This is a genomic window from Streptomyces sp. NBC_01176, from assembly GCF_045039825.1.
In the GTDB taxonomy this organism is placed as follows: Bacteria; Actinomycetota; Actinomycetes; order Streptomycetales; family Streptomycetaceae; genus Streptomyces.
The window spans coordinates 4,081,744-4,095,959 of sequence record NZ_CP108600.1 but is presented as its reverse complement, the minus strand read 5'-3'; the positions used below and the strand labels follow the sequence as shown (position 1 = coordinate 4,095,959).

Here is a 14,216-nt window from a genome sequence, read left to right as displayed (position 1 = left end):
GCGCGCCCCCTGGTCCCGCTGACGGCCCGACCCGGCCCCGACCCGGCACCCCCTCGCACCCTGGTCGACAAAGAGTCGTGCCCACGCATCCATACGCATGATCTTGGTCAGGTCTGTGGGACCGTAGGGTACGGGAATGGGCTCGGACACCCCGAGCGTTCCCCCATGGGAGTCCGCGGGCAGCCCCGGCGGACTGGATCGAGAGAGGGTCGGCGGCCCGCATCAAGGGTCGGCGTCGCCCTGTGGTCACAGACCGTCACCGGAGTCGGTCACCGGCTCGGACACGGCAGCAGTCGGCCGTCGTCCCCGCACAGGGCAGTCGGCCCCCGGCCGGGATGCGGCCCGGCCAGGGCACGCATACCGTCTGGCTCACGATCCCATCGTCCGGAAAGACGGGCGAGCGTACCCATCCCACCTGAAACCTATGCGTCGCGCGGCCAAGTTTCTTCCCCTAACGGGCTGAAGTTTTGTTGATCGTGGGTCAGTTGGCCGCCCCGTCGCCCTACCCTTCAAAGGGTGAACCAATTGATGTCCCGAGAGTACGAGGCCGATGTTCCCGGGGGAGCAGCGCTCCCCGGCACCCTGACCGACGCACTGCGTGCGGAGCTGATCGCGTTCCGGCGCGACATGCACATGCACCCGGAGCTCGGCAACCACGAGTTCCGCACCACCGCGGCACTCAAGGCACGCCTGGAGCAGGCGGGACTCAAGCCCCGTGTGCTCGACATCGGGACCGGGCTCATCTGTGACATCGGGATCGACGACGGCGAGCAGGACGGCGAGGTCGACGGCGGACGCGGCATGCTCGCCCTGCGCGCCGACATCGACGCGCTGCCCATCCCGGACACGAAGAGTGACTGCGCGTACCGCTCGACCGTGCCCGGCCGCGCGCACGCCTGCGGCCACGACGTGCACACGACCGTCGTCCTCGGCGCCGGACTGGTCCTCGCCGAGCTGCACCGCCAGGGGCTCCTGCCGCATCCCGTGCGGCTGATCTTCCAGCCCGCCGAAGAGGTCCTGCCCGGGGGCGCGCCCGACGTCATCGAGTGCGGAGTACTGGACGGCGTGGGGCGGATCATCGGTGTGCACTGCGACCCGAAGGTCGACGCCGGACGGATCGGACTGCGCCACGGTCCCATCACCTCGGCCTGCGACCGGCTGGAACTCTCGCTCGACGGCGCCGGCGGCCACACCGCGCGCCCCCACCTCACCACCGACCTCGTCACCGCCGCCGCGCGCGTCGTCACCGACGTGCCGTCCCTCGTCGCCCGGCGTGTGGACGCCCGCAGCGGGCTCGCGGTGACCTGGGGACGGATCGAGTCCGGGCACGCCTGCAACGTCATCCCGCAGCACGCCGAGCTCTCCGGGACCGTACGCTGCCTCGACCTCGAGGCGTGGCGGCAGGCGCCCGACCTGGTGCACGAGGCCATCGACGAGATCGCGAACCTGTACCGCGCCAAGACCGAGATCAACTACATCCGGGGTGTCCCGCCGGTCGTCAACGACCCGGCGGTCACGGAGCTCCTCCACGACTCCATGACCTCGCGGCGCGGCCCGTACTCCGTCGAGGACACCGAGCAGAGCCTCGGCGGCGAGGACTTCTCCTGGTACCTGGAGCACGTGCCCGGCGCCATGGCCCGCCTCGGAGTCCGTACACCGGGCGAGCGCACCACCCGTGACCTGCACCGCGGCGACTTCGACGTGGACGAGTCGGCCATCACCGTCGGGGTCGAGCTCTTCACCGCGGCGGCCCTGCTGGACGCGATCCGCTAGCTCCGCCAGGTCCCTGGGCCCCAGGACCCGGACGCGCGGTCCCGTGCACGTGAGCCGTTCACGCACGTGAGCCGTTCACGTGCGGATGGCGCGAAAGGGGGGCCCGGGACCCAGGTGAGGCAAGGCGTGCCCGGGCCGCCCACCCGCCCGATGCCCCGATCGGTGCCTCTTCGTCCACTTGCGTCACCCCGGCGTAACGGGTGGCGCGCAAACGTAACCCGGTGGCGGCACGGTTCGATAACGGCCAGGAGAAACCCCGTTCCCCTCCCCTTCTACGCGCGTTACTGTGCGCCGAAATCGCTGCGGTGCGGCGTGTTGGGGAAGCGGACCGGCGACGGCCGTGGGGATGAAGGGTGCTTGCTGTGCGTCTGATATCTCGGAGGACCAGGTTCTCCCAAGCAGCGGTGGCCGTCACGGTCATCGCCCTCGCGGCGGTCGGTTGTGGCAAGTCGAGCACCGACACGGGCAGCGACTCCAAGAAGAGCTCGTCGGGCTACGCTGGGAAGGGCATCGGTCTCGCGTACGACATCGGCGGCAAGGGCGACCAGTCCTTCAACGACGCCGCGTTCGCCGGTTTCCAGAAGGCCGAGGCGGAGTTCAAGATCGGCGGCCGGGACATCGAGCCGCAGGACGGCGAGTCCGACGCCGACAAGGTGCAGCGCCTGGAGCAGCTCGCCAAGTCGGGCTACAACCCGGTGATCGGCGTCGGCTTCGTCTACGCCCCGGCGATCAAGGAAGTCGCGGCCAAGTACCCGAAGGTCACCTTCGGCATCATCGACGACGAGCAGGACAAGGCCGCGAACGTCGCCGACCTGGTCTTCCACGAGGAGCAGTCGTCGTACCTCGCGGGTGTCGCGGCGGCGAAGGCCACCAAGAAGAACCACATCGGCTTCATCGGCGGCGTGGACATCCCGCTGATCCACAAGTTCGAGGCGGGCTTCGACCAGGGTGCCAAGTCGGTCAACCCGAAGATCAAGATCGAGTCGCAGTACCTGACGCAGACGCCTCAGGAGGGTGGCTTCGCCAGCCCCGACAAGGGCAAGGACGCGGCGGCCGGTCAGATCGAGAAGGGTGCCGACGTGCTCTACCACGCGGCCGGCCTGTCCGGTCAGGGCGTGATCTCCCAGGCCGCCGCCAAGAAGGTGTGGGCCATCGGCGTCGACTCCGACCAGTACGCGCAGAGCTCTCTGGCCAAGTACAAGGACTGGATCCTCGGCTCGGCCCTGAAGAACGTCGGCGGCGCCGTGTACGACCTGACCAAGTCCGTCGTCGACGGCAAGCCGCTGAGCGGCGTCGTGCGCGGTGACCTGAAGTCGGGCGGCGTGGGCTTCGCCGACTCCAACCCGAAGTACAAGGCCCTGCCGGACGTCGTCGCCGCGGTCGAGAAGGCCAAGCAGGACATCATCGACGGCAAGGTCACCGTCAACACGAACCCGTAAGCCGTGTCCGTGGTCGTCGACCAGCGTGGGGGAGCCCCCGGCCCGCTGTAAGGGCCGGGGGCTCCCCCCTGCGTGCGCTGTCCGTCCCCTTGCCGTCCACGCGTGCCGGGCGCGCTCGTGGACGGCGGGACGATCCTGGAATCCGGTCGGCCAGACCTGGCTAGACCGGTTCCTCCGTCTCGACGGTGATCCGGTACACCTCGACGCCGGACGACCTCGGGTTCGTGGTGCAGACGGCCTTCGACGTCTCGCCGTGGCGGGTGCTGACCCACTTGCCGTACACGTTGGCCTTGTCGCCGCGAGGCCCGATGCACACCACCTTCACGCGGTGCTCGCTGAGGCGGGTGTTCCCCCCGGTGCACTTCGCGTAACCGGTCGAGCGGTCCGCGGAGATCCGCGTGCTGCAGGTCGACGCGGCCATGGCGGGCGTCGCGACACCGACCACGGTGCCCGACAGCACCACACCGACGCCTATCGCGGTTGCGGTGAACTTGTTGAGTTTCACGATCCCCCTTGGATCAGAAGCGTTTGCCGCAGGCTGGTCCGGCCCGCCGCCGCAGGCTGGTCCGGCCTGCGGAGATGCGCATCTCGAACAGGGATTCTTCCGGTGGGTACCTGCCGAAAAGATCCGACCTGGGAAGGATCTTGGGATGTGTGGTGGTCTGGTACATGACACCGGAGCGGTGGGCGCCGCGCCCAGAGGCCGGGCGGGTTTGCCGAGCGGACGCGTCCCATGTGTTCGGCGACCGTTCGCCGAGGGTTCAAAACGGTCGGATAACACTCTGGCAAGGTGGGTTCTCTGCTATGTCTACGCGCGTTACGCTGCGGCGGAATCAGCGCCTGGTCTGGGCGCCTGCACAAAAGGAGTCACGTTCATGCGCCGGGTGTCCCGAATCGCGGTTGCGGGCGTTGCAACCGCATCCCTCGCCGTTGCTCTCTCCGCCTGTGGCGGCTCGTCCACCGATGCCTCCAGTGGCGGCTCGGCCAAGGGTAAGGGCATCGGTCTCGCGTACGACATCGGCGGCAAGGGCGACCAGTCCTTCAACGACGCCGCGTTCGCCGGTTTCCAGAAGGCCGAGAAGGAACTCAAGATCGGCGGCCGGGACATCGAGCCGCAGGACGGCGAGTCCGACGCCGACAAGGTGCAGCGCCTGGAGCAGCTCGCCAAGTCGGGCTACAACCCGGTGATCGGCGTCGGCTTCGTCTACGCCCCGGCGATCAAGGAAGTCGCGGCCAAGTACCCGAAGATCACCTTCGGCATCATCGACGACGACCAGGACAAGGCCGCGAACGTCGCCGACATGGTCTTCCACGAGGAAGAGGCCTCCTACCTGGCGGGCGTGGCCGCGGCCAAGGCCACCAAGAAGGACCACATCGGCTTCATCGGCGGCGTGGACATCCCGCTGATCCACAAGTTCCAGGCCGGTTACGTCCAGGGCGCCAAGTCGGTCAACCCGAAGATCAAGATCGAGTCGCAGTACCTGACGCAGACCCCCCAGGAGGGTGGCTTCGCCAGCCCCGACAAGGGCAAGGACGCCGCCGAGGGCCAGATCGACGCCGGCGCCGACGTGCTCTACGCCGCCGCGGGCCTGTCGGGCCAGGGCGTCATCCAGTCCGCCGCCGCGCACAAGGTGTGGGCCATCGGCGTCGACTCCGACCAGTACAAGCAGGACGCGCTGGCCAAGTACAAGGACTACATCCTGACCTCGGCCACCAAGGACGTCGCCGGGGCGGTCTTCAACCTCGCGAAGTCGGTGCAGGACGGCAAGCCCGCGACCGGCGTCGTGCGCGCCAGCCTCGCCACCGGCGGTGTCGGCCTCGCCGACTCGAACCCGGCGTTCAAGAACAACGCCGACCTGCAGGCCGCGCTGAAGAAGGCCGAGGCCGGCATCAAGGACGGCTCGATCAAGGTCAAGACCTCCTGACCCGAGTCCCGATCCCCGCCAGGTCACGACGTCATCACCAGACGTCGAAACCATGGCCATGGCGACGCTGTAATGGCAGCGTTACGGCCACGGAACGGGGTGTGGGGAGGATGACTCCTCGCGCCCCGTTCGCGCGGCAAAATGCTCGGACCGCATCGGATCTGATCGAAAATGATCACCTTCGGTCCGTCCGGGCACTATTTAAAGCAGGGGCGCTACGCGCGTAGATGGCCCCTTTTCCAAGGAGAGTGCGCCATCGACGCGTCCAGCAGCCCTCCCCTCACCGCGCAGTCGACCGCGGTCGAGCTGGCGGGGATCACCAAGCGGTTCCCGGGTGTGGTGGCCAACCACGACATCCATCTGAGCGTCCGCAAAGGTACGGTCCACGCCCTCGTCGGCGAGAACGGTGCCGGCAAGTCGACGCTGATGAAGATCCTCTACGGCATGCAGAAGCCGGACGAGGGCACGATCGCCGTCGACGGTGAGCAGGTCAGCTTCTCGTCGCCCGCCGACGCCATCACGCGCGGCATCGGCATGGTCCACCAGCACTTCATGCTCGCCGACAACCTCACCGTCCTGGAGAACGTCGTCCTGGGCAGCGAGAAGCTGTACGGCATCGGCGGCGGCGCCCGTAAGAAGATCAAGGAGATCTCGGACCGGTACGGGCTGAACGTCCGCCCGGACGTGCTCGTCGAGAGCCTCGGCGTGGCCGAGCGCCAGCGCGTCGAGATCCTCAAGGTCCTCTTCCGCGGCGCCCGCACCCTGATCCTGGACGAGCCCACCGCCGTACTGGTGCCGCAGGAGGTCGACGCACTCTTCGACAACCTGCGCGAGCTCAAGTCCGAGGGCCTGGCCGTCATCTTCATCTCGCACAAGCTGGGCGAGGTCCTGTCGGTCGCCGACGAGATCACGGTCATCCGGCGCGGTACGACGGTCGGTACCGCCGTGCCGTCCGAGACCACCCCGCGCCAGCTCGCCGAGATGATGGTCGGCAGTGAGCTGCCGACCCCGGAGACCGCCGAGTCGACCGTCACGGACAAGCCGGTGATCGAGGTCAAGGGCCTCACCGCCCTCGCCAGCGGCGGCGCCTCCCTCGGCGAGCTCGCCGCGCCGGCCCCCGGCGCCGGTCTGGTCACGGAGGACAAGGCCGAGACCGCCGGCGCGGTGCGACGCGTTCTCGACGACGTCACCTTCACCATCCACGCGGGCGAGGTCATGGGCATCGCCGGCGTCGAGGGCAACGGCCAGACCGAGCTCATCGACGCGCTGATCGGCCTCAAGCACGCCGACTCGGGCACCGTGTCCTTCCTCGGCGAGGAGATCACCGGCTGGCCCACCCGCAAGCGTCGCGAGCAGGGCATCGGCTACATCCCCGAGGACCGCCACCGCCACGGCCTGCTGCTGGAGTCCCCGCTCTGGGAGAACCGCATCCTCGGCCATGTCACCGAGAGCCCCAACGCCAAGGGGTTCTGGCTCGACATCAAGGGCGCCCAGGAGGACACCAGGCGGATCGTCAAGGAGTACGACGTCCGTACCCCCAGCATCGACGTCACCGCCGCCTCCCTCTCCGGCGGCAACCAGCAGAAGCTGATCGTCGGCCGCGAGATGAGCCACAAGCCGCGCTTCCTGATCGCCGCCCACCCCACCCGCGGTGTGGACGTCGGCGCGCAGGCGGCGATCTGGGACCAGATCCGCGAGGCCCGCCGCGAAGGCCTGGCCGTGCTGCTGATCTCGGCCGACCTGGACGAGCTGATCGGCCTGTCCGACACCCTCAGGGTGATCTACAACGGCAGGCTCGTGGCGGACGCCGACCCGGCGACCGTCACCCCGGAGGAACTCGGCTCGGCCATGACCGGCGCCGCCTCCGGACACCTGGAGCACGTAGCGGAAAGCGCCGCCCCGGAGGACGAGGCCCGATGAAGAAGTTCGACAAGGAGCGCGTGCTCCTCGCGGTGGCCGGCCCGGTCATCGCGCTCGTCACGGCGATCGCACTGACCTCGGTCGTGCTGCTCGCCTCGGGCAAGAGCGCGTTCGAGCCGTACTCCCTGATGCTTCAGCAGGCGACGTACTCCGACACCCAGGTGCTGATCGTCAACCAGGCGTCGCTGTACTACATCGCGGCGCTCGGCGTGGCCATCGGCTTCCGCATGAACCTGTTCAACATCGGTGTGGACGGCCAGTACCGCCTCGGCGCGATGATGACCGCGGTGGTCGGCGCCCACCTCGCGCTGCCGTCCTTCCTGCAGATCCCCGTGCTGATGATCGTCGCCATGTGCACCGGCGCCTTCTGGGCCGGCATCGCGGGCGTCCTGAAGGTCACCCGCGGAGTGAGCGAGGTCGTCGCGACGATCATGCTCAACGCGATCGCCACCAGCCTCATCGGCTACCTCACCGCGGAGAACATCTGGGGTGTGCAGGTCGGCAACAACAACACGACCGGCATCATGAAGAAGTCCGGCTGGTTCCCCGGCATCGACCTGGGACCGGGCGTCGGCGAGATCTACGGCATGGTCTTCCTCGCGGTCCTCATGGGCGTCCTGTTCTGGCTCGTCCTCAACCGCACCCGCTTCGGCTTCGACCTGCGCGCCACCGGTGCCTCCGAGGAGGCCGCCGCGGCCTCCGGCGTCGACGCCAAGCGGATGGTGCTCACCGCGATGCTGATCTCCGGCGCGGTCGCCGGTATCTCCGGGCTGCCGCTTCTCCTCGGCGACGCCCACACCTACAGCCTGAGCTTCCCCGCCGGTCTCGGCTTCACCGCCATCGGCATCGCGCTGCTCGGCCGCAACAACCCGGGCGGCATCGCCCTCGCCGCCCTCCTGTGGGCCTTCCTCGACAAGGCGTCCCCGGCTCTCGACTACGCGACCCCGGTGGCGTACGAGAAGGAGATCGCCACGATCATGCAGGGCCTGATCGTCTTCGCGGTGGTCATCTCGTACGAGGCCGTACGCGTCTGGGGCCTGCGCCGCCAGCAGAAGCGGGTCGGTGAGGAACTGGCCGCCGCGGCCGCCGCCAACAACAACTCCCCGAAGGAGGTGGCTGCCCGATGAGCACCGCGACCGTCGCCAAGCCGCAGGCGCAGCAGCCCGGCAAGGGCAGCCGCCGTATGTCCCTACCGGTACTCCTGCTCGTCATCGCGGGTGTACTGATCCTGGTCTCGATCGTGCGCCTCATCACCGGCGCCGACGGCATCACCTCCACCGGACAGATGTCCACGGCGCTGCGCCTCGCGGTGCCGATCGGCCTCGCGGGCCTCGGCGGTCTGTGGGCCGAGCGCGCGGGCGTCGTCAACATCGGCCTCGAGGGCATGATGATCCTCGGCACCTGGTTCGGTGCCTGGGCGGGCTACCAGTGGGGCCCGTGGACCGGTGTCGCCTTCGGCATCATCGGCGGCTGCCTCGGCGGCATCCTGCACGCCATCGCCACCGTGACCTTCAACGTCAACCACATCGTGTCCGGTGTGGCCATCAACATCCTGGCGCTGGGCACCACCCGCTACCTCTCCAAGTTCACCTTCGAGGACGCTCCGCAGGGCTCCTCCAAGCAGTCCCCGCCGATCGACTCGCTCGGGACCTTCGACATCCCAGGACTGTCCAGCTGGCTGTCCACCATCAACGGGAAGCACTGGTTCCTGGTCTCGGACATCGCGGGACTGCTGGGCGGACTGGTCACCGACCTGTCTCCGCTCACCCTCGTCGCGGTGGCCCTCGTCCCCGCCACCTGGTGGGTGCTGTGGCGCACGGCCTTCGGCCTGCGGCTGCGTTCCTGCGGCGAGAACCCGGTGGCCGCGGAGTCCCTCGGCGTCAACGTCTACAAGTACAAGTACATCGCCGTGATCATCTCGGGCGGCTTCGCCGGCCTCGGCGGCGCGTTCCTGTCCATCGTGGCGTCCAACGTCTACCTGGACGGTCAGACGGCCGGCCGCGGCTACATCGGTCTGGCCGCGATGATCTTCGGTAACTGGATGCCGGGCGGCCTCGCCCTCGGCGCGGGCCTGTTCGGCTACACCGACAGCCTCAACCTGCGCGGCGGCAGCACCAACGTGCACGCGCTGATCCTGCTCCTCGCCATCCTGCTGGTGATCGCCGTGGGCTACCTGGCGTGGAGGAAGCGGGTCGTGCCCGCGGTCGTCACCGCCGTGGTCTCGGCGCTGATGTTCGTCTGGTACCTCGCCACCGACGAGGTCCCGCAGCAGTTCGTGAGCGCCACTCCGTACGTCGTGACCCTGCTCGTGCTCTCGCTGTCCGCCCAGCATCTGCGGATGCCGAAGGCGGACGGCATGCCGTACCGGAGAGGACAGGGCAAGTGACGTCCCCGGAGACCGGATCCACGGAGCCCGCATCCCGGGAGACCGGGTCCGTGGACGTCGACTGGGAGGCCCTGCGGGAACTCGCGCGGGACGCCATGGCCCGTGCCTACGCCCCCTACTCGGGGTTCCCGGTGGGTGTCGCGGCGCTCGTCGACGACGGCCGGACCGTCACCGGCTGCAACGTCGAGAACGCCTCGTACGGGCTCGGGCTGTGCGCCGAGTGCGGTCTCGTCTCCCAGCTCCAGAACAGCGGGGGCGGTCGGCTGACGCACTTCACCTGCGTCGACGGGCAGGGCGAGATCCTCGTGCCGTGCGGACGCTGCCGCCAGCTGCTGTACGAGTTCGGCGGGCCCGAGCTGCTCGTGGAGACGCCGGCCGGGATCCTGCCGCTCTCCGAGATGCTGCCCCAGGCCTTCGGGCCGGAGAATCTCACCAAGTAACGCCTGTGCGGCCCCTCCCGACGACCGGACCACCGGTCGGGAGGGGCCGTGCATGTTCGTAAGTCTTCGGAAGGAAAGTCATGGCCATGGACGCCGTCTCCGTCATCCGCACCAAGCGGGACCGCGGTGAGCTCAGCGACACACAGATCGACTGGGTCATCGACGCGTACACCCGCGGCGAGGTCGCCGACTACCAGATGGCCGCCCTCAACATGGCGATCCTGCTCAACGGCATGAACCGCCGTGAGATCGCCCGCTGGACCGCCGCGATGATCGCCTCGGGCGAGCGCATGGAGTTCTCCTCGCTGTCCCGTCCGACCGCCGACAAGCACTCCACGGGCGGTGTCGGTGACAAGATCACGCTTCCGCTGGCTCCGCTGGTCGCGGCCTGCGGTGCCGCGGTGCCGCAGCTGTCCGGACGGGGCCTCGGCCACACCGGCGGCACGCTCGACAAGCTGGAGTCGATCCCCGGCTGGCGGGCCCTGCTCTCCAACGAGGAGATGCTGCACGTCCTCGACACCACGGGCGCGGTCATCTGCGCGGCGGGCGACGGGCTGGCCCCCGCGGACAAGAAGCTCTACGCCCTCCGTGACGTCACGGGCACGGTGGAGGCGATCCCGCTGATCGCGTCCTCGATCATGTCGAAGAAGATCGCCGAGGGCACGGGCTCGCTGGTGCTGGACGTGAAGGTGGGCACCGGCGCCTTCATGAAGACCATCGAGGACGCCCGGGAACTGGCCTCCACGATGGTCGGCCTGGGCACCGACCACGGGGTGCGCACGGTCGCGCTGCTGACCGACATGTCGACCCCGCTGGGCCTGACCGCCGGCAACGCACTCGAGGTACGGGAGTCCGTCGAGGTGCTGGCCGGCGGCGGCCCCTCGGACGTCGTCGAGCTCACCGTCGCCCTGGCGCGGGAGATGCTGGACGCGGCGGGCGTGAAGGACGCGGATCCGGCGAAGGCCCTCGCCGACGGTTCCGCGATGGACGTCTGGCGCCGCATGATCGCCGCGCAGGGCGGTGACCCGGACGCCGAACTCCCCACCTCGCGCGAGCAGCACGTGGTGACGGCGGCGTCCTCGGGCGTGCTGACCCGTCTCGACGCGTACGACATCGGTATCGCCGCGTGGCGGCTGGGCGCCGGGCGTGCGCGCAAGGAGGACCCGGTGCAGGCCGCCGCGGGCGTCGAGATGCACGCCAAGCCCGGTGACACCGTCACCGCGGGCCAGCCGCTGCTGACCCTCCACACCGACACTCCCGAGCGGTTCGCGTACGCGCTGGAGTCGGTCGAGGGTTCGTACGACATCGCGGCCCCGGGTACGGAGTTCAAGCCGAACCCGATCGTGCTGGACCGGATCGCCTGATCCTCACGAGGAGTGCGAGGAGGGGCCGGGCGCGGGGCGCACCGGCCCCTCCTCGCGTGTATCCCGGCCCGGTACGGTGCGTGCGCCTCTGCCCGGGGCGGGGCGGGGCGGGGCGATTGCGGTTGCGGGCGGTGGTGGGTGCGGGGCCGTGCCGGTACGTCGAGCCCGTCGCCGTTGGATCAGGCGTGGGCCGGGTTGGGGAGCCGCTGCTCGATCCGGGTGTAAGCGACGGGCTGTGACGTACCGGCCCGGCCCCTCGCGTGCGTTGCCGGGTGCGGGTGCGGGTGCGGCCCGGGGTGGGGGCGGGGCCGTGCCGGTACGTCGAGCCCGTCGCCGTTGGATCAGGCGTGGGCCGGGTTGGGGAGCCGCTGCTCGATCCGGGCGTAAGCGACGGGCTGCGACGTACCGGCCCGGCCCCTCGCGTGCGTCGCCGGGTGCGGGTGCGGGTGCGTGTGCCGGCTGTGGCGTGGCCCTCGTGTGTGTTGCCGTGCGGGTGTCGGGCAGCGTCGTGGCGTGGGCGCGTATGCGTCAGCCGAGTACGGTCGCGATCACCACCAGGGCCGGGACGGACAGGATCGTCGACAGCAGGATCGACTCGCGGGCGAGCGTCTCGCCGACGCGGTAGCGCGACGCGTAGGTGAAGAGGTTCTGGGCGGCGGGCAGCGCCGAGGTGACCACGACGTCGAGCAGGGGCGCACCGTGCAGCCCGAACACGCCGGCCGCCAGCGCCCAGGCCGCCGCGGGCTGGCCCACCGCCTTCAGCACGACGGACAGCAGCACGGGGTGCCGGTCCGCGCCGCGACCGGGCAGCGTGCTGCCGCACAGCGAGATACCGAACGCGAGCAGCACCGCGGGCACCGACATGTTCCCGATCAGGGTGAGCGGGTCCATGACCGGCCCCGGCACCCGCAGGCCGCTCGCCGACACGGCGACCCCGGCGAGCGAGCCGACGGCGATGGGGTTGCGCAGGGGCGTGACCAGCCGCAGCCACACCGAACCCTTCTCGCCCGGGCCCGACAGGTCCAGGACCGTCAGCGCGACCGGCGTGACCACGATCTGCTGGAACAGCAGCACGGGCGCCACCAGCGAGGCGTCTCCGAGCACGTACACCGCGATCGGGATGCCGAGGTTGCCGGAGTTGACGTAGCTGGAGCACAGGGCGCCGATCGTCGTCCGGCCCACACCCCAGCCGCGTACGGCACCCACCACGACGAAGACGCCGGCCGCCGCGGCCGTGCTCATGGCGGTGACCAGCAGCCGGCTGGAGAAGATCACCGACAGGTCGGCGCGGGCGAGCGTGGTGAACAGCAGCGCGGGTGAGGCCACATGGAAGGCGAGCTTGGTCAGCACCTCGCGGCCGTTCTCCCCGAGATAGCCCCGGCGGCCGATCAGCCAGCCGACGCCGATGACGACGGCAATCACCGCAAACCCGGTCAACACCCCCTGCACGGCACCTCCTTGAGGTGCGGGAGGAGGCCTGGCGGATGGTCGGGCACGGGTTCGTGGGGCATACACCCAACCCTCCGGGGAAGGCCGGGCGCGGGTCAATGTGATCCTTACGGCACGCGGGCGGGCGAGACCGGCCGCCGGGCCCCGATGAGTTCGGTCCCTCCGGCCGGTCTACTGACCGTGGACGCCATGACACCCGCCGTTCTCGTGCTGCCCGCCCTCGTCACCCGCGACGAGGTGCCGGGGCTCTGCGACGACGTGCGTGCGCGGCTGGTGGAGACGGGCGGCGGAGTGCTCGTCTGTGACGTCGCCGGGCTCGGTCCGCCCGGGCTCGCCACCGTCGACGCGCTGGCCAGGATGGAGCTCGCCGCCCGCCGGGCCGGTGGACGCATACGTCTGCGCGATCCGGCCCCGCCGCTGCGCGCCCTCCTCGATCTAGTGGGCCTCCGCTTCGAGTTGGAGGGGCAGTCCGAAGAGGGGGAACCAGCGCTCGGTGTCGAGGAAGCAGTGGAATCCGGTGATCCGGCCGTCTGAGATCTCCAGGGCCTGGATCGCCCAGGCGCTGAAGCCGCCCTTCTCCGGGTCCGGCTTGTAGTGCGCGAAGCCCGGCAGACCGTTCACCGACACCGGGAGCAGGCGCGAACCCGCGCAGGAGGCGCCGAGCGTCGTCATGAAGCCGGTGATGTCGCCGGGGCCGAGCAGCCACAGGTCGAACGGCGGCATCGTCATGATCGCGTCCTCGTGGAGCAGCGCGGTCAGGGCCGTCATGTCGTATCCCTCGAACGCGGCGACATACCGCTCCAGGAGCTTCTGCTGCTCCTCGTCGAGCGGGTCGGAGACGGCGCCCGGGGTGCCTTCCCTCTCCGCGAGCGTGGCGCGGGCCCGCTGCAGCGCGCTGTTGACCGAGGCGACCGTGGTGCCGAGCAGCTCGGCGACCTCGCTCGCCTTCCATGCGAGGACCTCGCGCAGGATGAGCACGGCCCGCTGCTTGGGCGGCAGCTGCTGGAGGGCGGCCATGAAGGCGAGCCGCACCGACTCCTTGGCCACCGCGGCCTCGGCCGGGTCGCTGATGGTGGGCAGCACGCGGGCGTCGGGCACCGGCTCCAGCCAGGTGTTGTCCGGGCGCGGGGTGAGCGCCGCCTGGGCGAGCGGGGAGGGACCGGTGAGGTCCATGGGCCGGGCCCTTCTGTTGCCGGCGTTCAGCATGTCCAGGCACACGTTCGTGGCGATCCGGTACAGCCAGGAGCGTATCGACGAGCGGCCCTCGAACTTGTCGTAGCTGCGCCAGGCGCGGACCATCGTGTCCTGCACCGCGTCCTCCGCCTCGAAGGAGGAGCCGAGCATCCGGTAGCAGTATCCGGTCAGCTCGACCCGGTGCTTCTCCAGCCGGACGTCCAGGTCTGTCGTCGTCGCCGTACCCTCGCTCATGGCCAACCCACCCCTGTGGCTGTTCCTGTCGCGCCGTCGCTTCGCTGCGCCGGCACCTCGGAAGCTACCGCAGGCCACTGACAATGGCCCCC

General features: G+C 69.8%; 12 protein-coding genes. 9 read left to right on the top strand and 3 right to left on the bottom strand.

The window, feature by feature from the left end; all coding sequences use genetic code 11:
* Window positions 1-528: 528 nt before the first annotated feature.
* Both OG199_RS17480 and OG199_RS17475 read left to right on the top strand, forming a co-directional pair.
* On the top strand, window positions 529-1,773 hold the full coding sequence (locus tag OG199_RS17480; protein ID WP_401805647.1) for a M20 family metallopeptidase: 1,245 nt from the start codon (window positions 529-531) through the stop codon (window positions 1,771-1,773).
* A 371-nt stretch (window positions 1,774-2,144) separates the two neighbouring features.
* On the top strand, window positions 2,145-3,212 hold the full coding sequence (locus OG199_RS17475; RefSeq protein ID WP_356797346.1) for a BMP family ABC transporter substrate-binding protein: 1,068 nt from the start codon (window positions 2,145-2,147) through the stop codon (window positions 3,210-3,212).
* A gap of 160 nt (window positions 3,213-3,372) precedes the next feature.
* On the opposite strand, the gene OG199_RS17470 is transcribed toward OG199_RS17475, so the two are convergent.
* Complete coding sequence (locus OG199_RS17470) at window positions 3,373-3,717, bottom strand: hypothetical protein (RefSeq protein WP_356797212.1); 345 nt, start codon at window positions 3,715-3,717, stop codon at window positions 3,373-3,375.
* A 370-nt stretch (window positions 3,718-4,087) separates the two neighbouring features.
* Between OG199_RS17470 and OG199_RS17465 the strand changes: the two genes are divergently transcribed.
* The 6 genes from OG199_RS17465 (at window position 4,088) to OG199_RS17440 (ending at window position 11,247) form a co-directional block, all read left to right on the top strand.
* A complete protein-coding gene (locus tag OG199_RS17465; RefSeq protein ID WP_401805651.1) occupies window positions 4,088-5,137 on the top strand; it encodes a BMP family protein in 1,050 nt (349 codons plus the stop codon).
* A gap of 171 nt (window positions 5,138-5,308) precedes the next feature.
* Window positions 5,309-7,057: an ABC transporter ATP-binding protein gene (locus tag OG199_RS17460; protein ID WP_405830198.1), complete on the top strand. Its 1,749-nt coding sequence runs from the start codon at window positions 5,309-5,311 to the stop codon at window positions 7,055-7,057.
* Entirely contained in the window at window positions 7,054-8,184 is a 1,131-nt protein-coding gene (locus tag OG199_RS17455; RefSeq protein ID WP_356809032.1) for an ABC transporter permease, read from the top strand. The genes OG199_RS17460 and OG199_RS17455 overlap by 4 nt, the downstream gene beginning before the upstream one ends.
* Complete coding sequence (locus OG199_RS17450) at window positions 8,181-9,443, top strand: ABC transporter permease (RefSeq protein WP_356809033.1); 1,263 nt, start codon at window positions 8,181-8,183, stop codon at window positions 9,441-9,443. The genes OG199_RS17455 and OG199_RS17450 overlap by 4 nt, the downstream gene beginning before the upstream one ends.
* Window positions 9,440-9,883 (top strand): cytidine deaminase, encoded by a 444-nt coding sequence (locus tag OG199_RS17445; protein ID WP_405830196.1) that lies wholly within the window; start codon window positions 9,440-9,442, stop codon window positions 9,881-9,883. Before OG199_RS17450 ends, OG199_RS17445 begins: the two co-directional genes overlap by 4 nt.
* 80 nt (window positions 9,884-9,963) lie before the next feature.
* Window positions 9,964-11,247 (top strand): thymidine phosphorylase, encoded by a 1,284-nt coding sequence (locus OG199_RS17440; protein ID WP_266700999.1) that lies wholly within the window; start codon window positions 9,964-9,966, stop codon window positions 11,245-11,247.
* A 528-nt stretch (window positions 11,248-11,775) separates the two neighbouring features.
* Here OG199_RS17440 and OG199_RS17435 read toward each other — a convergent pair.
* Window positions 11,776-12,696, bottom strand: a complete 921-nt coding sequence (locus OG199_RS17435) for an AEC family transporter (RefSeq protein WP_356803576.1) — start codon at window positions 12,694-12,696, stop codon at window positions 11,776-11,778.
* Window positions 12,697-12,885: 189 nt separating this feature from the next.
* Between OG199_RS17435 and OG199_RS17430 the strand changes: the two genes are divergently transcribed.
* Complete coding sequence (locus OG199_RS17430; protein ID WP_405830193.1) at window positions 12,886-13,230, top strand: STAS domain-containing protein; 345 nt, start codon at window positions 12,886-12,888, stop codon at window positions 13,228-13,230.
* Here OG199_RS17430 and OG199_RS17425 read toward each other — a convergent pair.
* On the bottom strand, window positions 13,132-14,124 hold the full coding sequence (locus OG199_RS17425; protein ID WP_356803571.1) for a sigma-70 family RNA polymerase sigma factor: 993 nt from the start codon (window positions 14,122-14,124) through the stop codon (window positions 13,132-13,134). The two genes, OG199_RS17430 and OG199_RS17425, sit on opposite strands and share 99 nt — an antisense overlap.
* Window positions 14,125-14,216: the final 92 nt, after the last annotated feature.